At 60.6% G+C, this 22454-nt stretch carries 10 protein-coding genes; 5 read left to right on the top strand and 5 right to left on the bottom strand.

Annotation, left to right across the window (positions count from 1 at the left end; all coding sequences use genetic code 11):
* The first annotated feature begins 490 nt into the window (after nt 1-490).
* Complete coding sequence (locus tag FHX05_RS23810; RefSeq protein ID WP_183874899.1) at nt 491-9001, top strand: glucoamylase family protein; 8511 nt, start codon at nt 491-493, stop codon at nt 8999-9001.
* A 108-nt stretch (nt 9002-9109) separates the two neighbouring features.
* Entirely contained in the window at nt 9110-10306 is a 1197-nt protein-coding gene (gene opgC / locus FHX05_RS23805; RefSeq protein WP_246699066.1) for an OpgC domain-containing protein, read from the top strand.
* Nucleotides 10307-10987: 681 nt separating this feature from the next.
* Here opgC and FHX05_RS23800 read toward each other — a convergent pair.
* On the bottom strand, nt 10988-12757 hold the full coding sequence (locus FHX05_RS23800) for a glucan ABC transporter ATP-binding protein/ permease (protein ID WP_183712752.1): 1770 nt from the start codon (nt 12755-12757) through the stop codon (nt 10988-10990).
* 379 nt (nt 12758-13136) lie between these two features.
* Here FHX05_RS23800 and FHX05_RS23795 point away from each other — a divergent pair, with 379 nt between their 5' ends.
* The 3 genes from FHX05_RS23795 (at nt 13137) to FHX05_RS23785 (ending at nt 18039) form a co-directional block, all read left to right on the top strand.
* Nucleotides 13137-13877 carry a LuxR family transcriptional regulator gene (locus FHX05_RS23795; protein ID WP_112607050.1) on the top strand — a complete coding sequence of 247 codons (741 nt, stop codon included), beginning with the start codon at nt 13137-13139 and terminating at the stop codon, nt 13875-13877.
* Nucleotides 13878-13993: 116 nt separating this feature from the next.
* On the top strand, nt 13994-17455 hold the full coding sequence (gene pyc / locus FHX05_RS23790) for a pyruvate carboxylase (RefSeq protein WP_183874896.1): 3462 nt from the start codon (nt 13994-13996) through the stop codon (nt 17453-17455).
* Nucleotides 17456-17625: 170 nt separating this feature from the next.
* Nucleotides 17626-18039 (top strand): GNAT family N-acetyltransferase, encoded by a 414-nt coding sequence (locus tag FHX05_RS23785; protein ID WP_348648334.1) that lies wholly within the window; start codon nt 17626-17628, stop codon nt 18037-18039.
* An 18-nt stretch (nt 18040-18057) separates the two neighbouring features.
* Here the strand turns inward: FHX05_RS23785 and FHX05_RS23780 are convergent, their stop codons facing one another.
* The 4 genes from FHX05_RS23780 to FHX05_RS23765 all read right to left on the bottom strand — a co-directional run bounded on the left by FHX05_RS23780 (nt 18058) and on the right by FHX05_RS23765 (nt 21979).
* Complete coding sequence (locus FHX05_RS23780) at nt 18058-19317, bottom strand: MFS transporter (RefSeq protein ID WP_183874894.1); 1260 nt, start codon at nt 19315-19317, stop codon at nt 18058-18060.
* Between the two features lie 364 nt (nt 19318-19681).
* Nucleotides 19682-20443 (bottom strand): amino acid ABC transporter ATP-binding protein, encoded by a 762-nt coding sequence (locus FHX05_RS23775; RefSeq protein ID WP_112336166.1) that lies wholly within the window; start codon nt 20441-20443, stop codon nt 19682-19684.
* Complete coding sequence (locus FHX05_RS23770) at nt 20440-21120, bottom strand: amino acid ABC transporter permease (RefSeq protein WP_183874892.1); 681 nt, start codon at nt 21118-21120, stop codon at nt 20440-20442. Before FHX05_RS23770 ends, FHX05_RS23775 begins: the two co-directional genes overlap by 4 nt.
* A gap of 85 nt (nt 21121-21205) precedes the next feature.
* Nucleotides 21206-21979 carry an amino acid ABC transporter substrate-binding protein gene (locus FHX05_RS23765; RefSeq protein ID WP_183874890.1) on the bottom strand — a complete coding sequence of 258 codons (774 nt, stop codon included), beginning with the start codon at nt 21977-21979 and terminating at the stop codon, nt 21206-21208.
* Between the last annotated feature and the right edge of the window lie 475 nt (nt 21980-22454).

Here is a 22454-nt window from a genome sequence, read left to right as displayed (position 1 = left end):
GGTTGCCATTCACAGGCAGGTATGGCGCTCAGTTCTGCGCAGCTTCGAAAAGCGATGCGCTCCGACAGGAATTTGCGAATCTTTTTATGGGGTTCAGTTTAAGTTCATCTTCTGCGGGATATGGAGGATTTAATATGCCGAACCATGCTGAATTTCCGAAACGGGATGAATCAGCCCAGGGAGAATGCCTCATGACCTTGATCGATTGTCGTTGACCTCTGCGGATCGCTGCCGGAACCATTTGGTCGCGTATCCAGTTTCACGGACACCCTTTTGGATGATGACGAATAGTCGCCGCAATCTTTAAGAACGCCCCGTGAAAATCTTCGCCTGTATAAGTTTGTTCTAAGCCGTCACTTCGAATTCACCCCCTTCGCCCGCCGGGAAGCGAAGCAAAAGGGTCCAAATGCGTGAATTCTTGCGTCGGGCAGGGCAAAAACGATAAAGGCGACAATGCCACTCACTCTGTTTGGACCCAGAACCCGAATCCATGACATCTCAAAATCTCTCCACCGTTACGCCGCGCGATTCTGATGCCAAGCAGATCGATCATAATGATGCGATCCGCGCCACCTATTTCTCCAATGAGCAGATAAAGGAATGCGGCGCGGCCTTCGCCCGCAACGGCGCGAAAACCAAGCTGCCAGGCTTTGCGCCCTTTGATTTCTTCGCCCGGCACAAGGAAAACGAGAAAGAGATCCTGCGCGTCTATCGCTCGGCCAATGCCGATGTCGATGCGGGGGAATCGATCACGCCGGCGGCCGAATGGTTGCTCGATAACCACTACATCATCGAAGAGGCTATTCAGGAAGTCCGCCGCGATTTTCCGAAGAAGTTTTATGACCAGCTGCAGACGCTGACCATCGACGGCATGGTTATGCCGCGCACCATGGCGCTTGCCTGGCTCTACGTCGCCCACACGCATAGCACCGTATCCAATCAGGGCCTGCTGGCGCTCGTCGAAGGTTTCCAGTCGGTGGAGATGCTGAAAATCGGCGAGCTTTGGGCCGTTCCCTCGCTGGTGCGATATATCCTGGTTGAAAACCTGCGCCGCATTTCGAGCCGCGTCGAGCAGAGCCGCATCACCCGCAAGAAGGCGAATGCCGCCGTCGACGAACTGATCCGTCTGAACGACGACGCCAAGGTCGCCGAGTTCCTGAAGACGCTTGAGCCCTATACCTCGGACAACACCTTCGCCACGCAGTTCCTCTACCGTCTGCGCGACGGCTCGCATACGTCCGGCCTCGCCGTCACCTGGCTTGAGAAGCGGCTTGCCGAGGCGGGCACCGACGCCGAAAGCGTCATGATGGCCGAGCATAATCGCCTGTCATCCGGCAATGTGACGATGGGCAACATCATCAAGAGCCTGCGTCTCATCGACGATACCGATTGGTCCGTATGGGTCGAAGAGGTCAGCGCCGTCGACAAGCTGCTCTGGGACGAGACCGACTACGCCAAGCTCGATCCCGGCTCGCGCAACAGCTATCGCCGCCGTATCGAAAAGCTCGCGCGCCGTTGCGACAAGACCGAAATGGAAATTGCCCAGATCGCCATGGCGATGACCGAAGCCGCCAAGGCATCGGGCGAAGGGCAGGCACGTGAGCCGAATATCGGCGATTTTATCATGGGTCAGCAGACGCAGAAGCTGGAGAAGGCGATCGGGTATCGTGTGCCCCTTTCGGTGAGCTTCGTGCGTCAGTGGCGCAAGCTCAACTGGCTGTCGATCGCAGCCCCGGTGCTGTTCCTGACCGTCGTGGCCCTCGGTATCGTCGGTTATTTCATGCTGCATGCCGGCATGGGCTGGGCAGAGACCATCCTCTTGCTCCTGATGTTCTCGCTGCCGGCATCGGAAGGCGCCACCGGCCTCTTCAATTTCTTCGTCACCATGTATCTGACGCCGGCGCGGCTGGTCGGTTACGAATTCAAGGAAGGCATTCCGCAAGAGGCCCGTACGCTGGTCGTCGTGCCGACGCTGATCGGCAACCGCGACAGTGTCGACGAGCTCGTGCGCAATCTCGAGGTCCATTATCTCGCCAATCCGCGCGGCGAAGTCTATTACGCGCTGCTCAGCGACTGGCCTGACAGCCAGGAGGAAGAGAGCGAGCGCGATCTGGAAATCCTCGATTATGCCCGCCGCGAAGTCGCCAATCTCGCTGCCCGCTATGACGAGGACGGCATTCAGCGCTTCTATCTGCTGCATCGCCGCCGCCTCTACAATCCGTCCGAAGGCGCCTGGATGGGATGGGAGCGCAAGCGCGGCAAGTTGCATGAGCTGAACATGCTGCTGCGCGGCGACCGCGATACCACTTTCCTGCCCGGCGCCAATATCGTGCCGAAGGACGTGCAGTATGTCATGACGCTCGATTCCGACACGCGCCTGGTGCGCGATACGGTGACGAAGCTCGTCGGAAAGCTGCATCACCCGATCAACCGCCCGGTCTTCGATCCCGAAAGCAAGCGCGTCGTGCGCGGCTACGGCGTGCTGCAGCCGCGTGTTACCCCGTCGCTGACGACGGGCAAGGATGCGTCTGTGTTCCAGCGCGTCTTCTCGGTCAACCGCGGTCTCGACCCTTACGTCTTCGCCGTGTCCGACGTCTATCAGGATCTGGTGGAAGAAGGCACCTTCACCGGCAAGGGCCTCTATCATGTCGATGCCTTCGAAGCGTCGCTAAAAGGCAAGATCGACGAAAACGCCGTCCTCAGCCACGATCTGCTTGAAGGCTCGATGGCGCGCTGCGCCCTCGTCACCGACTGCGAGCTGGTCGAAGATTTCCCGATCCGCTACGAAGTCGAGGTCTCGCGCCAGCATCGCTGGGCGCGTGGTGACTGGCAGCTGCTTCCCTATCTCTTCAATCCCAAGCGCGGCGTCACCGGCCTCGGCCGCTGGAAGATGATGGACAATCTGCGTCGCTCGCTGACGCCGATCGCCTGGTTCTTCGCCTCCGTGCTCGGATGGTACTTCATGGAGCCGCTGGCGGCGCTCCTCTGGCAGATCCTGCTGATCTTCTGCCTGTTCGTCGCCCCGACGCTGTCGCTCATCAACGGCATCATTCCGCGCAGCAGCGATATCGTCGCCCGCGCCCATCTCTATACGGTCTGGTCGGATATCCGCGCCGCCAATGCACAGGTCGCATTGCGTATCGTCTTCATCGCCGATGGCGCCTGCGTCATGGCCGATGCCATCGGCCGTTCGCTTTATCGTGCCTTCGTCAGCCGCAAGCTGATGCTGCAATGGCGGACCGCGGCGAGCGCCCAGGCCGCGGCACAGACGACGATCCTCGGCCATTACCGCGTCATGTGGCATGCGCCAGTGCTTGCGCTGCTGGCACTTGCCTTCGCGTCGCTTTCCGGCAACAACGCCTTCTTCGTAGGCATTCCCTTTGCACTGCTCTGGGTCCTGTCGCCGGCGATCGCCTGGTATGTCAGCCAGTCGGCCGAGACCGAAGATCGGCTGGAAGTCCCGGAAAGCGTTTCGTTCGAACTGCGCAAGATCGCGCGCCGCACCTGGCGCTATTTCGAAACTTTCGTCGTCGAACAGCAAAACCATCTGCCGCCTGATAACGTGCAGCAGACCCCGAATGCGGTTGTGGCATCACGCACGTCGCCGACCAATATCGGTGTCTACCTGCTGTCGGTCATCTCGGCGCGTCATTTCGGCTGGACCTCCTTCGAGGAAACCATCGATCGCATGGAAAAGACCATGGCGACCGTGGCAAAGCTCGAAAAGTTCCGTGGGCACCTGTGCAACTGGTATCACACCGATACGCTGAAGCCGATGGGCGCGCGCTACATCTCGGCTGTCGACAGCGGCAATTTCGCCGGCCATCTGATCGCTGTCTCGTCCGCTTGCCGCATCTGGGCGGAAGCACCGTCTGCACATATGCAGGGCAATCTCGACGGTATCGGCGATGTCGCCGGCATTCTCGCCGAAACCCTTGCCGAGCTTCCGGATGACCGCAAGACGGTTCGCCCGCTGCGTCGCCGCCTGGAAGAGCGCATCGCCGGCTTCCAGAACGCGCTTGCTGCCGTCAAGCGCGAACATGAATTCGCCTCGATCCGCGTCATCAACCTGTCTGTTCTGGCGCAGGACATCCAGAAGCTTGCGGCAAACCTCGACCATGAGGTGAAGTCGACGCAGAGCGGCGAGGTGCTCACCTGGTCGCAGTCGCTGGTCAAGGTCTGCGAGGGCCATATCGCCGACAGCATCTTCGATCTCGCCAATGTGGATTCGCTGCGCCAGCGTCTGGCGAAGCTGCGCGACCAGATGCGCGAACTCGCCTTCGGGATGGAATACGCCTTCCTCTATCGTCCGGAACGGCGCCTGCTTTCCATCGGCTTCCGCGTCGAAACCAATGAGCTCGATGCCGCCTGCTACGACCTTCTGGCCTCCGAAGCACGCCTCACCAGCCTTTTCGCCATCGCCAAGGGCGATTTGCCGACGGAGCACTGGTATCGACTCGGCCGTCAGGTCGTGCCTGTCGGCTCGCGCGGCGCGCTGGTTTCGTGGTCGGGCTCGATGTTTGAATATCTGATGCCGCCGCTCGTCATGCAGGAGCGCCAGGGCGGTATCCTCAACCAGACGAATAATCTGGTCGTGCAGGAGCAGATGAACTACGCCAAGCGACTTGGCTCCGATATCCCCTGGGGTATTTCAGAAGCGGCCTTCAACGCCCGCGACCACTATATGCACTACCAGTACACCAATTTCGGCGTGCCTTCGCTCGGCCTCAAGCGCGGCCTCGGCCAGAACGCCGTCATCGCGCCTTATGCCTCGATCCTCGCCAGCCAGTATCGCCCGGCTGCGGCGCTCGAAAACCTGCAGAAATTGCGTAAGGTGGGCGCGCTCGGCATCTACGGCTTCCATGATGCCGTCGATTTCACGCCGACCCGCGTTCCCGAAGGTAAGAAGTGCGCGGTGGTCTACAACTACTATGCCCACCATCATGGTATGTCGATCGCCGCGATCGCCAACGTCGCCTTCAACGGACGCCTGCGCGAACTCTTCCATGCCGATCCGGTGATCGAAGCGGCCGAACTGCTGCTGCAGGAAAAGGCGCCGCGCGATATTCCGGTCATGGCCGCCAAGCACGAGAGCGACCAGCCGGCTAATATCCAGGAGGACATGCTGCGTCCGGAAATCCGCAAGATCGCCGATCCGGCGACGCAGGATCGCGAGCTCGCCTTCCTCTCCAACGGTCATTATTCGGTCATGCTGACCGCGACCGGCGCGGGCTATTCGCGCTGGAACGGCCTGACCGTCTCGCGCTGGCGCGCCGATCCGACGGAAGACCGCTGGGGTACCTTCATCTTCCTGCGCGATACCGCCTCCGGCCAATGGTGGTCGGCGACCGCTGAACCGCGCAGCATCGAAGGGGAAAAGGCCAAGGTCGCCTTCAGCGATGAAAAGGTCGAATACAGCAAGACGGTCGGCGATCTCACCAGCGACGTTGAATGCATCGTCGCCACCGAGCATGATGCCGAAGGCCGCCGTGTGACGCTGCTCAACATGGGCACGGAGGACCGCTTCATCGAAGTGACCTCCTATCTCGAGCCGGCGCTGGCGAGTGACGACGTCGATTCCGGTCACCCGGTCTTTACGCGCATGTTCGTGCGCACAGAGATCGGCAACAGCGGTGACGTGATCCGCGCAGAGCGCAACAAGCGCGACTATAACGAGCCTGACATGTCGGTCGCCCATCTGGTCGTCGACAACGCCGGATCGGAACGTCCGACCGAATTCGAAACCGACCGCCGCAAATTCCTCGGCCGCGGCCGCACGCTTGCGGAAGCTGCAGCCTTCGATCCGGGTGCGACGCTCTCCGGCACGGACGGCTTCACCATGGATGCCTGCCTGTCGCTGCGTCGCGTCGTGCGCGTTCCCGCCGGCAAGAAGGTCAGCATCATCTTCTGGACCATTGCCGCGCCGAACCGCGAAGAGGTCGATAAGGCGGTCGAGCGCTACCGCAATCCCGACACCTTCGGCATCGAGCTGACGCAGGCGTGGACCCGCACGCAGATGCAGATGCGCCATGTCGGCGTTACCTCGCAGCAGGCGGCCGCCTTCCAGAAGCTCGCCCGCTATCTCGTCTACCCGGATATGCACCTGCGCGCCGACGGCGCCACCGTGCAGGCCGGCCTGCATTCGCAATCCGCGCTCTGGCCGGTGACGATCTCAGGCGATTTCCCGATCTTCACCCTGCGCATCAACGACGATATCGACCTCGAAATCGCCCGGGAAGCGCTGATGGCGGCGGAATATCTGCGTTCACGCGGCATCAGCGCCGATCTGGTGATCGTCAACGAACGCGCTGTCGAGCAGGCCCAGGACATGCAGCGCGAGCTGGATAAGCTCGTCGAGCACGTCCGTCACAACCAAGGCGACGGTCTCAGGCAGAACATCTTCTCGGTTCGCAAGGACCAGATCGAAAACGAGACCTACCAGGAGATCCTTGCCGCATCGCGGGTGATCTTCCATGCCCGCAACGGCAAGCTCGTCGATCAGATCGCGCGCGCGGCGACGCTGTTTGCCTCGACCCAGTCCGATGAAACGACGCCGGTCAATCGTCTCTCCGTACCGCTCGCGCTGCAAGATTCCGTTTTTGCGGCCGAGCCTATCGAGGCGCAGGACGATCTCGATTTCTGGAACGGTTACGGCGGCTTCTCCAAGGACGGTCGCGAATATGTCGTGCGTCTGCCGGGCGGTCAGTCGACGCCGCATCCGTGGATCAACGTCATCTCGAACGAGCGCTTCGGCTTCCACGTTCCCGCCGAAGGCGGTGGCTTCACCTGGAGCCACAATTCGCGCGACTATCAGCTGACGCCCTGGACCAACGACATGGTCATCAACCGTCCGGGCGAGGCGCTTTATGTCGCCGACCTCGACAGCAACAAGGTCATGACGCCCTATGCCGGCTTGTCGCGCAATGCGAAGGTCCGCTTCGAGGCCCGTCACGGTCTCGGCTATTCCGTCTTCTCGAGCGAAGACGATGGCGTGGCGCTGGAGCTGACGCAGACCGTCGATCGCGAGCGTCCGGTCAAGCTCTTCCGTCTGCGGCTCAGCAACAAGGGCGCCGGCAGCCGGCGGCTGCGGATCTACAATTATGCGGAATGGGTGCTCGGCACCAATCAGAACAAGACCAGACCCTTCATCCTGTCGACGCTGGATGAGGAGACGGGCGCGCTGTTTGCCAACAACCCCTACAGTATCGACTACTTCAAGCGGACCGCCTTCATGGCGGCGAGCGAGACGCATTCGAGCTTCTCGGCAAGCCGTCGCGAGTTCATCGGCCGCCATGGCACGATCCAGATGCCGGAAGCCGTCGTGACGGCTGCCGCGCTTTCCAACTCGACCGATCTCGACGGCGATCCCTGCGGCGCTCTGGCCTTCGACGTGACGATTGCCGCCGGCGAGCAGAAGGAAATCTGCTTCTATATGGGCGATACGGCCACGGTCGAAGAGGCCCGCGCGCTGGTCTCGGAAATCCGCAAGGCCGATTTCGAGGCCGTGCTTTCGGAAGGCCGCGAGTTCTGGGACGGCTTCACCGGCCATGTGAAGATCTCGACGCCGGACAAGGCGATGAACAACATGATCAATGCCTGGCTGCCCTATCAGAGCCTCGGCTGCCGTATCATGTCGCGTACCGCCTTCTACCAGTCGTCGGGTGCCTTCGGCTTCCGCGACCAGCTGCAGGATACGCTGGCATTCCTGGTGCATAAGCCGGAGCTTGCCCGCAACCAGATCCTCAATGCGGCCCAGCGTCAGTTCCGCGAAGGCGACGTGCAGCATTGGTGGCTGCCGGGCAGCGGCGCCGGCGTGCGTACCCATATCTCGGACGACGTCGTCTGGCTTGCCTATGCCATCGACCAGTACTGCACGGTAACGGGCGACAAGTCGCTCCTCGATGAGGAACTTGCCTTCGTCGAGGGTGCGGCGCTGATGCCCGGCACGCATGACGTCTTCTACCAGCCGACCGTGTCGCAGGACAAAGTCAGCGTCTACGAACATGCGGCTCTGGCTCTCGATCTCGCGATCAAGCGCAAGGGCGGCAGTGGCTTGCCGCTGATCCTCGGCGGCGACTGGAACGACGGCATGAATCGCGTCGGTATACAGGGCCGCGGCGAAAGTGTCTGGCTCGGCTGGTTCCTTGCCGGCATGCTAACCGCATTCCTGCCCTATGCCGAAGCACGCGGCGACAAGGAGCGCGTCAAGCGCTGGTCCGACCATCTGCCGGAACTGCGCAAGGCACTGGAATCGGCCGGCTGGGACGGCGGCCACTACCGCCGCGGCTATTTCGACGATGGCAGCCCGCTCGGCTCCAGTGAGAATTTCGAGTGCCAGATCGATTCGATCGCGCAGTCCTGGAACATTCTCTCCGGCGAAGGCGATAGGGCGCGCGGCGAGAAGGCGATGAATGCCGTGCTCGAGAAGCTGGTGGACGATGAAAACCGTATCATCCGGCTGTTCACGCCGCCCTTCGCGAAGTCGGCGCGCGATCCGGGCTACATCAAGTCCTATCCGCCCGGTGTGCGCGAAAATGGCGGCCAGTACACTCACGCGGCCACCTGGGTGGTCATGGCGCTGGCAGAAATGAATCGCAGCGACGATGCCTGGCATTGCTTCGACATGCTGAACCCGATCAACCATGCACGCGATCGTGATCAGGCCGATACCTATCGTGTAGAGCCCTATGTGGTCGCTGCTGATATTTACGGCGAAGGACAGTTGACGGGCCGTGGCGGCTGGACCTGGTATACGGGGTCCGCCGGCTGGCTCTATCGCGTCGCTGTCGAAGGCATTCTCGGCATCCGTGTGAAAAACGGACGACTTTTCGTCAAGCCGGCATTGCCTTCGAACTGGGATGGCTTTGCGGCAGATATCCAACTGCCGAGCGGAAATTACCGTATTTCCGTCTCAAAAGCGCCCGATGCGACGGGATACTCGGTCACTATCAATGACAGGGCGGTCGCCCATCCCGAAGAGGGCTTTCCGATCGGACAGTAGCGTTTCTGCACTGCTTCGCTTCGACGATCGGGGCCAAAGGGGGAACTCTTTGGCCCCGATTGCATTTGAGTGTCGGAACAGGAGAGTTTGATGAATTCAAGGGCGCAGATGAGCCTGGCACCGGCGCAACGGGTGACCGTGCCGAAGCCGGTCTCGCAGAGGGATACCCGACTGGATGTTCTCAGAGCCCTGGCTCTGATCATGATCTTCATCAACCATGTGCCGGGGCAGATCTTCGAGGATTTGACCTCCAAGAATTTCGGCTTCTCCGATGGCGCCGAAGCCTTTGTGCTGATTTCCGGCATGTCGGTCGGCCTTGCCTATGGAACTAGATTTCTTCCGGGTAATCGGCTGAAGATGGCATGGAAGGCGATCAAGCGGGCCTTCACGCTTTATACGGCGCATATGATTACGACCTTCGTGACGCTGGTGCTCTTCATCTCCGGCGCGTGGATTTTCCACCAGAAGGGCCTGCTTTGCGAAGTGAATATCCTGGCTCTGCTGATGGATCCGGCGCGCGGCATTCCCGCGCTACTGACGCTCGGACATCAAATCGGCTACAACAATATTCTTCCGATGTACGGCGCCCTGTTCCTCATGTTGCCGCTGATCATGCTGCTGGAGGCGAGGAGCCCCCTGCTTCTGCTCGCAATTTCGGTCGGCGTCTGGCTGGTATCCGGCATCTATTACATCGCGCCGCACACGACGCTGCTTGATGGTTTCTGGTTCCTCAATCCGCTATCCTGGCAGCTGCTTTTCGTCATCGGCTTCATTGCCAGCATGCATGTCAAGCGCGGCGGGAAAATCCCCGCCCATCCGGTTCTGATCGCGCTGGCCTGTGCCTATGTGCTCGTGTCCTTCATCTGGGTGACCGACAAGCTATGGATACTCGGCGACTACCTCGCCATGCTCGGCCTGCCGACCGTCGTCACCGGCTTCGACAAGACCTTCCTGTCGCTGCCGCGGCTGCTGCATGTTCTGGCGCTCGCCTATCTGATCGTCAGTATCCCCGCCATTTCGGCGTTCCTGCGCCGTTCGACGAACCACCCGCTGACGATCCTCGGGCGGCATTCGCTGAACATCTTCGTTGCGGGCACCATCCTCGCCATGGCCGGCCAGGTTCTTCTCTACGTGACCAACAAGAGCCCCGTCGTGGGTGCCATTTATGTCGTCTTCGGCATTACCGCACAATTCCTCTATGCTTATCATCTCGAGCACAAGCGGCTCGAGCTTGCCGGCCAGCGCGCGGCTAAGACGCCTGCGGCACCGACCGCAATGCCTGCGCATTTCGGAAAGCGTCACTGAAGGCTTCCGCCGCGCCACGTGCCTGCGCGGGCCGCCCTATCGATCTTTCCGCAGTCGCCGAGGGAGCGGCGGCTCGACTAACTGGATCGGCACTGACAACTGGATGGGCCTGTTTAAGCTTCGGGTGCAAGTTCTGATCCGATACCGAACGGGGCCGGCCCTAACTCCAGCCGGCATTCGTCCGTATTGACCTCCGATCAGAAAACGGAAAGACCCGGTTTTCCCGCCGGGTCTTTCTTTTTAGGTTGGTCACGTGGCTTCGATCGAGGCAATCGGATCTTACTGGCCCGCTCCTTGCAGGCATTGCCCCCTCACCCTAACCTCCGCAGGCGGCAGGGGTATCGCATATGGGATGGATCGGCACCGGAAATTCCTTCTCCCCTTTGGGAGAAGATGGCCCGAAGGGTCGGATGAGAAGGCTATCGATTTGAATTCATGGATTTTCGTGGTCTTGGCGGGCTCCCCCTCATCCGCCTGGCGGCACCTTCTCCCCGCTGGGGAGAAGGAGGCAGCTGCGATTTCAGCCCATATGCGATAACCCCCGCGCACAAGGGGGAGGGGCTGGTCTTAGGGTGGCTGCTGCGTCACGCTGGTTTCACAAATATCATCTGCCCACAGCTCGACAGCAAAAAGCCGAGAGAACAGGTTCTCCCGGCTTCGATCTTAGGCCCCTTGCGAAGATCAGGCGGCTTCGTGTTCCGTCGTGTGTGCCTTGCGGACTTCCTCGTCCGTCAGGATGCCGCTGGCGCGCAGGAGGGCAGCGAAGCGGCCGTTGCTCTGGCTGAGCTCGTTGAAGCTGCCGTTCTCGATGATGCGGCCGTTGTCCAGGAAGAGGACCATGTCGGCCTCGCGAACCGTCGACAGGCGGTGCGCAATGATGAAGGTCGTGCGGTTCTGGCGCAGGTTGTCGATCGCCGTCTTGACCCGGTTTTCCGTTTCAACGTCGAGCGCGCTCGTTGCTTCATCGAGCACGAGGATTGGCGCATCCTTCAGGATGGCGCGGGCGATCGCGATACGCTGGCGTTCACCACCCGAGAGCTTGTTGCCACGCTCGCCGACGCGGGTATCGTAGCCGCTTTCGCGGGTTTCGATAAAATCGTTGGCGGCGGCGGCCTGGGCTGCGCGGATCATTTCCTCCTGCGTCGCACCTTCGCGGCCGAGACGGATGTTGTCGCTGATCGAGCGGTTCAGCAGGCCGGCATCCTGGAACACGGTCGCAATGAAGCGACGCAGCGACTTGCGGGTCACCTTGGTGATGTCGTGACCGTCGACGAGGATCTGGCCGCTCTGCGGATCGAAGACACGCTGCAGCAGGTTGACGAGCGTCGTCTTGCCGGCGCCGGTCGGGCCGACGATGGCGACGGTCTGGCCCGCCTTCACCTTGAAGGAGATGTCGTGCAGGCCCTGCGACGAGTTGGCGAAGCCGAAGGAGACATCGCGGAATTCCACTTCACCCTTGACGTCCTTGATTTCAGCAAGGCCGGCCGGCTCTTCGCGGTCGCGAACCGAATCTTCCAGCGTGTAGAAGTCTTCGAGCTTGGCACGGGCTTCGAAAATCTGGTTGGCGAAGTTGCGCAGCTGCTCCAGGCGGCCGATCAGCACGTTGGCAAAGGCGATGAAGGTGATGAGCGCGCCGAGGCTCAAGCTGCCATCCTGGACGAGAACGGTGCCGATCATCAGGATCGCCATCATGGCAACGGTCGAGGCCGTGCGGTTCAGGGCGCCGGCAAGCGCCCACCAGTCGAGGACCGGATACTGAGCTTGCAGGAGGCGTTCGGTGAACGACTTCAGCGCCTTGGTTTCAGCTTCGATGCGGTTGTAGCTATGCAGCACCGAGACGTTGCTGATCGAGTCGCTCACATGCGAGAAGACGGTATTGTAGTGGCTTTCGACCGAGGTCTGGCCATCCTTCGTGCGGCTCATGACCAGACGGCCTATGAACCAGTAGAAGACGCCGAGCAGGACGAGGACTGCGGACAGGCGCAGGTCCATGGCCATGGCCGTCGGGATCATGATGACGAGCGCGACGGCGGTCGTGAGGTGGTTGCGCATGAATTCGAGCCACAGGCCGAACAGCGCTTCGCAGGCGCGCAGCAGCGTGTTCAGCGCGCTCGCCGTGCCGCGCTGGCTATGCCAGGAAAGCGGCATCGAGATGATGCGGCCGAATGCTTCGGTAAGCAGGGAAGCGCGGCGACCATGCGCAAGGCGATCGGCCTCGCGGGACACCACGATAAAGGCGACAGCACTGAAGACGGCGAAGCCCGCCCACAACATCATGGTCGGCGTGACGGCTTCCTTCTTGGCAATGGCGTCGAAGATGCGGCCGAACAAAACCGGTTCGTAGATGGTGGTCATCGCAAGCGCGATGTTTGCGATCACGACCATCCATACGCGGTATCGATACGCGCCAAGATACTTCAGGGCTCTTGCATAGACTTTGAACAGTGACACGTCAGGCACCCTCTGTGCATCAGCAAAACTCGGAATGTTGTGACACTACAGATCGGTACCTGAACCGGCGATTAACGGAATCTGAAGCTGTTTTTTAAGGGGAATTTCTCGCGTTAGACGCGTTGCCGCGGAAAGTGGTGCTATCGTTCGCCGCAGGAATATGACAGTCTGGAAGTGAATCCACCGCTGCGTTAACCGTTACCTTTAAGTCACGCAAAGGACGGCTATTCAGGGTTGAGCGGCAAAAAAATCGCCAAAAGCGTTCAATTTTGCGTCGGCCTGAGTATGTTGCCGCCGATTAAGCTCGGCTATGGGACCGGGCGAGCAGGATGGCAAGCTCGTCCGCCGATCATTCGGGCTGCGAGGCCAAGAGGTAACTGTGAATATCCATTCGCTAATACAATTGCTTGTCGTGATCGAGGAATGCAAGCTCGCGGAGGACGTCGTGGCCGAGCTCGAGCTCGCGCTTCGCTCCTATAAGTTCGATTTCTATGGCGTCTTGAAGCGAGCGCGGCCGAATGTCGATGTTGCGCATTTCATGCTGGCGGGCCGCTGGCCCGATCAGTGGCCGCTGACTTATGTCCGCAAGAGGTACATGCTCGTCGATCCGGTCGCGCGCTATGCGGCCCAGGCGCAACGCCCTTTCCGCTGGAGCGATGCAGTAGCGGCGCTGAAGAAGGACCCGCTGCGGCGGCGCATGGAGCAGATGATGGCGGACGCCCGCGCCAACGGGCTTGCCGACGGCTATCTCTTCCCGATCCATGGTCGCAACGGCCTGCTGGGAAGCATGACGATCGGCGGTGAGGCGGTCGATCTCTCTCCAACCGAGATTTCCGTTTTCGAGGCGGTTGCCAAAAAAGTCTTTTGGCGACTTCTGGAGTTTCGAGACGAGGCCCAATACCTTGAGAGAGTGGGAGCGGCCGAGCTGAAGCTGACCAAGCGTGAGATGGAAGTGCTCAGCCATCTGGCCGACGGCATGACCTCGATCGAGATCAGCCGGCTGCTGAAGATTTCCAATCATACCGTCGACTGGTACATGAACAGTATCCAGGACAAGCTGAAGGCCAGAAATCGGCAGCATATCGTGGCAATCGCCTTCAGAAACGGACTTATTCCGTAAAGGCAACTATTTTGATGCCGGATGTCGCAGGAGAAATTGAACTTCCCGTGACAAGAAGTTAAGAATTCTCTTCGCGGGTGCAGCATTGCCCGTTTCGATGCCGTGAGGAGACAGCATTGCCCATTTCCAAGATCCTGGTTGCCAACCGTTCCGAAATCGCCATCCGCGTATTCCGCGCCGCCAACGAACTTGGCATAAAAACGGTGGCCATCTGGGCCGAGGAAGACAAACTCGCGCTGCATCGCTTCAAGGCGGACGAGAGCTATCAGGTGGGCCGCGGCCCACATCTTGCCCGTGACCTCGGGCCGATCGAGAGCTATCTGTCGATCGAGGAAGTCATACGCGTCGCCAAGCTCTCTGGCGCCGATGCCATCCATCCCGGCTATGGTCTGCTGTCGGAAAGCCCCGAATTCGTCGATGCCTGCGATGCCGCCGGCATCATCTTCATCGGGCCTCGCGCCGATACGATGCGCCAGCTTGGCAACAAGGTTGCTGCGCGTAATCTGGCAATTTCGGTCGGCGTGCCGGTCGTGCCGGCCACCGATCCCCTGCCTGACGACATGGCTGAAGTCGCCAAGATGGCGGCTGAGATCGGTTATCCGGTGATGCTGAAGGCCTCCTGGGGTGGCGGTGGCCGCGGCATGCGCGTCATCCGCTCCGAGGCCGATCTCGCCAAGGAAGTGACGGAAGCCAAGCGCGAGGCGAAAGCCGCCTTCGGCAAGGATGAGGTCTATCTTGAAAAGCTCGTCGAGCGCGCCCGCCATGTCGAAAGCCAAATCCTCGGCGACACGCACGGCAACGTCGTGCACCTGTTCGAGCGCGACTGTTCGGTGCAGCGCCGCAACCAGAAGGTCGTCGAGCGCGCGCCGGCCCCCTATCTCACGGAAACGCAGCGCCAGGAACTGGCCGCCTATTCGCTGAAGATCGCCAACGCGACGAACTATGTCGGCGCCGGCACCGTCGAATATCTGATGGATGCCGACACCGGCAAATTCTACTTCATCGAAGTCAATCCGCGCATCCAGGTCGAGCACACGGTGACCGAAGTCGTTACCGGCATCGATATCGTCAAGGCGCAGATCCATATTCTCGACGGTTTCGCCATCGGCACGCCGGAATCGGGTGTTCCACGCCAGGAAGACATTCGCCTCAACGGCCATGCCCTGCAGTGCCGCGTAACGACGGAGGATCCGGAACATAACTTCATTCCGGATTACGGCCGCATTACTGCCTATCGCTCGGCTTCGGGTTTCGGCATCCGCCTTGACGGCGGCACGTCCTATACCGGCGCGATCATCACCCGCTACTACGATCCGCTGCTGGTAAAAGTGACGGCCTGGGCGCCGAACCCGCAGGAGGCGATCGCCCGCATGGACCGCGCGCTGCGCGAATTCCGCATTCGCGGCGTGGCGACGAACCTCACCTTCCTCGAAGCGATCATCACGCATCCGAAATTCCGCGACAACAGCTATACGACGCGCTTCATCGACACGACGCCGGAGCTGTTCCAACAGGTCAAGCGCCAGGATCGCGCCACCAAGCTTCTGACCTATCTCGCTGACGTCACCGTCAACGGTCACCCGGAAACGCGCGGTCGTCCGGTACCTTCACCCAAGGTGGCGCAGCCTGTTCTGCCCTATATCGACGGCAATATCCCCGATGGCACCAAGCAGTTGCTGGACAAGCTCGGCCCGCAGAAATTCGCCGAATGGATGCGCAATGAAAAACGCGTGCTGATGACCGACACGACGATGCGCGACGGCCATCAATCGCTGCTTGCGACCCGCATGCGCACCTATGACATCGCCAGCGTCGCCGGCACCTATGCGCGCGCTTTGCCGCAGCTCCTGTCGCTCGAATGCTGGGGCGGCGCCACCTTCGATGTTTCCATGCGCTTCCTCACGGAAGACCCGTGGGAGCGTCTGTCGCTGATCCGTGAGGGTGCGCCGAACCTGCTGCTGCAGATGCTTTTGCGCGGCGCAAACGGCGTCGGCTATACGAATTATCCCGACAATGTCGTGAAGTATTTCGTCCGCCAGGCGGCCAAAGGTGGCGTCGATCTCTTCCGCGTCTTCGACTGCTTGAACTGGGTCGAGAACATGCGCGTGTCGATGGATGCCGTTGCCGAGGAGAACAAGCTCTGCGAGGCGGCGATCTGCTACACGGGCGACATCCTCAATTCCGCGCGGCCGAAATACGATCTGAAATATTACACCGATCTTGCCGTCGAGCTGGAAAAGGCCGGCGCCCATATCATCGCGCTGAAGGATATGGCGGGCTTGCTGAAGCCGGCGGCCGCCAAGGTGCTGTTCAAGGCGCTGCGCGAGGCGACCGGTCTGCCGATCCACTTCCACACGCATGATACGTCGGGTATTGCGGCTGCGACGGTGCTCGCTGCGGTCGATGCCGGCGTCGATGCCGTCGATGCGGCGATGGATGCGCTGTCCGGCAATACCTCGCAGCCCTGCCTCGGCTCGATCGTCGAGGCGCTGAAAGGCTCCGAGCGCGATCCGGGCCTCGATCCCGAATGGATTCGCCGCATCTCCTTCTATTGGGAGGCTGTGCGCCATCAGTACGCCGCCTTCGAAAGCGATCTCAAGGGACCGGCTTCGGAAGTCTATCTGCACGAAATGCCAGGTGGTCAGTTCACCAACCTCAAGGAACAAGCCCGCTCGCTCGGTCTCGAGACCCGCTGGCACAAGGTGGCGCAGGCCTATGCCGATGCCAACCAGATGTTCGGCGATATCGTCAAGGTGACGCCGTCCTCCAAGGTCGTCGGCGACATGGCGCTGATGATGGTGAGCCAGGACCTGACGGTCGCCGATGTGGAGAACCCAGCGAAGGATATCGCTTTCCCGGATTCGGTCGTTTCCATGCTCAAGGGCGATCTCGGCCAGCCGCCGTCCGGATGGCCGGAAGCGCTGCAGAAGAAGGCGCTGAAGGGCGACAAGCCCTATACGGTCCGTCCCGGTTCGCTGCTTGCCGAAGCCGATCTCGATGCCGAGCGTAAAGTCATCGAGACGAAGCTCGAGCGCAAGGTCGACGATTTCGAATTCGCCTCCTACCTGATGTATCCAAAAGTCTTCACCGACTATGCACTGGCTGCCGACACATACGGACCCGTCTCGGTATTGCCGACGCCGGCCTATTTCTACGGTCTCAAGGAAGGCGATGAGCTCTTTGCCGAGATCGAGAAGGGCAAGACGCTCGTCATCGTCAACCAGGCGATGACAGCGACCGACGAAAAGGGCATGGTGACTGTCTTTTTCGAACTCAACGGCCAGCCGCGCCGCATCAAGGTGCCGGATCGCGCCCATGGGGCCTCCGGCAGCGCGGTGCGCCGCAAGGCCGAGACCGGTAATGCCGCCCATGTTGGCGCGCCGATGCCGGGCGTCATCTCAACCGTCTTTGTCTCGCCCGGCCAGGCGATCAAGGCCGGCGACGTGCTTGTTTCCATCGAGGCCATGAAGATGGAGACTGCGCTGCACGCGGAAAAGGATGGTACGATCTCCGAGGTGCTGGTGCGTGCCGGCGACCAGATCGACGCCAAGGATCTGCTTGTCGTCTATGGGGCGTAGTCTTACGCTTCGCTTAGATGTGGAAGGCGACCGTTGAAGCCGGTCGTTTTCGAAATATGAGGCGCTTTCCGTCTTGGATGGCGCCGGCGGGCAGGCGCACGGGGAGGTGCGAAGAGCAATGGCAACGACGCAACCTCCTACCTTGCGTGCGGCAGCGGATGCGGATGTCGATGCCATCCGGTCAGCTGACGCGCGAGGCCTACGGCAAATGGGTGCCTCTCATCGGTCGCGAACCGCTGCCGATGATCGCTGATTATGCCGAAGCCGTCCGCAAGCACCGCATCGATCTTCTGGACATCGACGGGCAGCTTGCCGCATTGATCGAAATGGTCCCCGCTGCGGATCATTTGCTGATCGAAAATATAGCCGTGTCACCGGCGCAGCAGGGGCAGGGCATCGGTAAAAAGCTGCTTGCCCATGCCGAACAGGTTGCCGCGTCGCTTGGGGTGGCGGATATCCTGCTCTACACCAACAAGCGTTTTGTCGAAAACGTGCAGCTCTATCTGAGAAACGGCTATGCGATCGATCGGGAAGAGCCGCTCAAGGACGGCTTTCTCGTTCATATGCGCAAGCGGGTCGGATAGGCGATTGCGCGCTGTGCGTTAGCATGCCAGGCGCTGATGGCGCCGCTCGACGGAGGCGGCCCAGAATGCCGCCACGAGTGCGAGCACGGCCGATGCCAGCATCAGGGCGAACAGGGTATGGATATCGGCCGATTGCGCCAGAAACAGCCCGGCGACGGAGCCTATCAGCGCGCCGCCGGCAATTCGCATGGCAGCGGCCAGCCCTGCAGCCGTCCCGATCATATTGGAGCGAACAGACATGGCGCCGCTATTGGCGGCCGGCATGGTCAAGCCGTTGCCTATGCCGATGAAGATGCAGGGGCCGAAGAGCGCCAGAACCTCCGTCATGCCCAATAGCGACAAGGCGAGCCCAATTGACAGACCGATGCAGGTCAGCAGCCGCGCGATGACGAGGATTGTGCCGATCGGGATTCTTGCGCCATAGCGGCCGGCGAGATAACTGCCGACAATGAAGCCGGCGGGAACCATGCCCATGTAGAAGCCGAGCTTGGCGCTCGAGCCGCCGAGGGCATCGCCTATCGTGAGCGGTGCTCCGCCGAGGAAGATATAGAGCACGCCCATCGAGCAGGCCATGCAGAGCGTATAGGCCCAGAACCGACTAGAACTCAGAAGCACGGCATAGGAGGCAAGATAGTTTCCGCGTGTAGCTGAGACGGACGCTTTCGATCCTTTGAGCTCGCGCAGGGACAGGAGGAAGGCGGCGCTACCGAAGATCGCAAGGACAATGAAGCTTGCCTGCCAACCGAAAATCTCGTCCAGCGAGCCGCCGACCATCAGTCCGACCATCGGCGCCAGCGCCCATCCCATGGCGAGATAGCCGAACTTGCTGGCAGCCTGGCGCTCGTCGGATGTTTCCTTGATGATGACGAGGGCGATGGAATAGCACGGGCCGATGCACGCCTGCATCATGCGGCACAGCAGGAAAATGCCGATAGTCGGAGCGAGAACGCAGCCCATCGAGGCGATGATGAAGATCGCGAGCGCCGTCAGGACAACCGGCCGGCGTCCGAACCGATCCGATATCGCTCCCCCAATCGCTTCCAGGAATGCAGTCACGATGGAAAAGCCCGCGACGGAGAGGTTCACGAGAGCGAAATCGGCATGGAATGCCGCCGATATCTTCGGCAGGGACGGCAGGATCATATTTACGGGCAGCACGGCAAGTGCCGAGAGCAGGACGAGGGTTATCAGCCGCGGCTGTGCGACGGTTGATGCGAGGGTCGGGTCTTCGGTTGCTTGCCTGGCTGAATGGTCGATGCGGCTTTCGGTGCGCGTCATGGCCTTGTCCGTCGTGTGGATGGGAAGTCGAAGGGGATCTGACGAGACGCCGCCGGAATCCGGGCAATAAAAAAGGCCCCGTCAGGAGCCTGCTTACCGCGCATGGGTGCTTTCGCCGGATGGCTACGCCATCCCGCCCATGCGCCTTCCTACCACTACGATAACGAGTGCCGCGTTCATGGCATTAGAGCTAACCGCAAAGCCGCGCAGCGTCAATGCGCGGCTTGCCCCAACATCGGAGCTTTCGACCTAGAGCGGTTCAGTTTTTCACGGAATCTCTGAGTCGCTCTATCTCTTTATCGTCTCGCAATTCCGGACGGAAAACCGCTGCGCACTTTTCCTGGAATTGCTCTAGGTCGACGGCTTAGATGTCGTAGCTGTGGCCGGCATTCAGCGTCGAGATGAACTGCTTGGTCCGCTCCTGCGCCGGGGCACCGAAGATGCTGCGGGAAGAACCGGTCTCGACGATGTTGCCCGCTTCCAGGAACACGACATTGTTGGCAATCTTTGAGGCGAGGCGCAGGTCATGCGTTGCCATGACCATGGTCGTACCTTCGTTGGCGAGCTTGCCCAGGACATCGACGACTTCAGCCGCGAGTTCCGGATCGAGCGCCGAGGTGGGTTCGTCGCAGAGCAGTACGCGCGGCGAGGGGGCAAGCGCGCGGGCGATGGCGACACGCTGCTGCTGGCCGCCCGAGAGCGTCGAGGGCCAGGCGTCGATCTTGTGGGCCATGCCGACCTTGGTCAAAAGCTCGACGGCGCGGGCGCGTGCCTTGTCTGCCGGCCAGCGCAGCACGGTGGTCAACCCTTCCATGACGTTGCCGATCGCGGTCTGATGCGGAAAGAGCTGGAAATTCTGGAAGACCATGCCCGTCTGGCGGCGGATTTTCTGGATATCCTGCCAGGAGGGCTTCTTGCCCGGCTGGAAGGTGGCCGTCTCCCCGCCGATGCGGATCGTTCCGGCGGTCGGGATTTCCAAAAGGTTGATGCAGCGAAGTAGCGTGCTCTTGCCGCCGCCCGAAGGCCCCACAAGCGCCGTCACCGTTCCCTCCGGGATCATCAGGCTGATATCCTTGAGGATGACATTGTCGCCGAAGCGCTTTTCGATATGGGAAAGCTCGATCATGCCTGTGCCTCCAGTGTGCCGCCCGAGCGGGCGAAGCGGCGTTCGAGGTAACCCTGCAGCGTCGAAAGAAAGGTGCTGAGCACGAGATATATGATGGCGGCCTCGATATAGAGGATCAGCGGCTCATAGGTCGTCGCCACGATGCGCTGCGCGGCCTGGAACAGCTCCGGCACGGTGATGGCGGCGGCGAGCGACGTATCCTTGACCAGCGAAATGAAGGTGTTCGACAGCGGCGGCACGGCGACGCGCGCTGCCTGCGGCAGGATGGTCCGGCTCATGGCCTGGCGCCAGTTCATGCCGATCGAATAGGCGGCTTCCCACTGGCCCTTCGGCACGGAAGAAATCACGGCGCGGATGATTTCGGACGTATAGGCGCCGACGCTCAGCGTGAAGCCGATGACGGCGGCGGGAAAGGCGTCGAGCAGGATGCCGAGGCTCGGCAGGCCGTAGAAGATGACGAAGAGCTGCACCAGAAGCGGCGTGCCGCGGATCACCCAGACATAGAAACGGGCGATGGCAACGAACGGTGCCGGAGCGAACAGCCTTACGACGGCGGTGAGCAGGCCGAGCAGAAGGCCGAGAACGAAGGTGATCAAGGTGAGCGGGATGGTGAAGACGAGCCCCGCCCAAAGTAGCGTGCCCAGTGACTCCCACATCAGTTGCAGCCAATGCTCCAAGGAGAAGCCTTTCGATAACAGAATGCGTCCGGAGGTGACCCCGGACGCATCTTTTTCACAGATTTATGTCCCTGCCTATGCCTTCTTACTTCGAAACGTCCTGCCCGAAATATTTCTTGGAGATCTTGTCATAGGTGCCGTCGGCCTTGATATCGGCCAGCGCCTTGTTGATCGCAGCAAGCAGTTCCGGCTCGCCCTTGCGGATGATGACGGCGGAGAAATCGGCATTGGCCTGCTGGGCGACGATCTTCACCGGTGCATCGGGCTTGTGCTTCTTGAAATCGAGGAAGGAAAGGCTGTCGTTGATGGTGGCGTCGGCGCGGCCGGTCAGCACGAGCTGGATCGACTGGTCGAAGCCGTCGGTGCCGACGAGTTCGGCGCCGGCTTCGGTTGCGAGCTTGCCGAAGTTGCTGGTCAGCGACTGTGCCGCCTTCTTGCCCTTGAGATCCGCAAAATCCTTGATGCCGGTGTTGCTGTCCTTGACGATCAGCACGGCCTTGGAGGCGATGTAGGGCTCGGAGAAGTCGTACTTCTTCTTGCGGGCTTCAGTGACGCCGACTTCGTTGATGACGGCATCGTAACGGTTGGCGTCGAGACCGGCGATCAGGCCATCCCACTTGCCTTCCAGGAACTGCGCCTTGACGCCCAGCTTACCGGCGATGGCTTCCGCGATCTCGACATCGAAGCCGGTCAGCTTGCCGCTCTCGTCATGAAAGGTGAAAGGGGCATAGGTGCCTTCCGTGCCGACCTTGAATACGCCGGCCGACTGGATAGCCTTGAGGTTTTCGCCGGCATGGGCGGGGAGCAGGAACGCAGCCTGCAGGAGGGCGGCGGCGGCAACAGTCTTCAACCAGTTCATCGTTTTCTTCCGTTTCTGGAGCGGTTTCATTCAATCTCGCATACATCGCAGAAAATTTGCACCGCGAAAGCGTAGAAAACTGCAAGATAAACGGGCAAATGCGAATATTTTTCTCAAGGAATTGCGAACGGAGCGTCGAGGAAGCCGCTGCTTCCGTTACCGCTAATAATTGCTGATCAATGTTGCGGTGCGGCATAGTGACAATTCTCAATGCTGCCCTATTATTCTTAATGCTGCCCCATTTCGTCATCTCATCGATGTCTTGGCGCGGCACCTTTCATTCCAGGCATGCGCATGCGCCTCCATTGACGTGTCCCGGCAGTTTGCCGCGAGACACCAGCAGTAATCAAACTGCGATTCTACTAGAAATTTAAAGTGCAAAATTGATCTGACGCAGCCCGAAGAGGTGATGAATTGCCCATCATTGCGCGCTGCCGGCCATGGCCGGTCATGAGGTTTGATGTCGCGATTGCGT

Source organism: Rhizobium sp. BK491, from assembly GCF_014194925.1.
In the GTDB taxonomy this organism is placed as follows: Bacteria; Pseudomonadota; Alphaproteobacteria; order Rhizobiales; family Rhizobiaceae; genus Rhizobium.
The sequence above is the reverse complement of the archived record's forward strand: the minus strand, read 5'-3'. Positions and strand labels throughout refer to the sequence as shown.

Excerpts from the sequence above, each read along its gene's own strand:
- FHX05_RS23810 (WP_183874899.1), top strand. The coding sequence starts at position 491 with ATGACATCTCAAAATCTCTCCACCGTTACGCCGCGCGATTCTGATGCC.
- FHX05_RS23775 (WP_112336166.1), bottom strand. The coding sequence starts at position 20,443 with ATGATCGAGCTTTCCCATATCGAAAAGCGCTTCGGCGACAATGTCATC.
- opgC (WP_246699066.1), top strand. The coding sequence starts at position 9,110 with ATGAGCCTGGCACCGGCGCAACGGGTGACCGTGCCGAAGCCGGTCTCG.
- FHX05_RS23765 (WP_183874890.1), bottom strand. The coding sequence starts at position 21,979 with ATGAACTGGTTGAAGACTGTTGCCGCCGCCGCCCTCCTGCAGGCTGCG.
- FHX05_RS23785 (WP_348648334.1), top strand. The coding sequence starts at position 17,626 with ATGCCATCCGGTCAGCTGACGCGCGAGGCCTACGGCAAATGGGTGCCT.
- FHX05_RS23780 (WP_183874894.1), bottom strand. The coding sequence starts at position 19,317 with ATGACGCGCACCGAAAGCCGCATCGACCATTCAGCCAGGCAAGCAACC.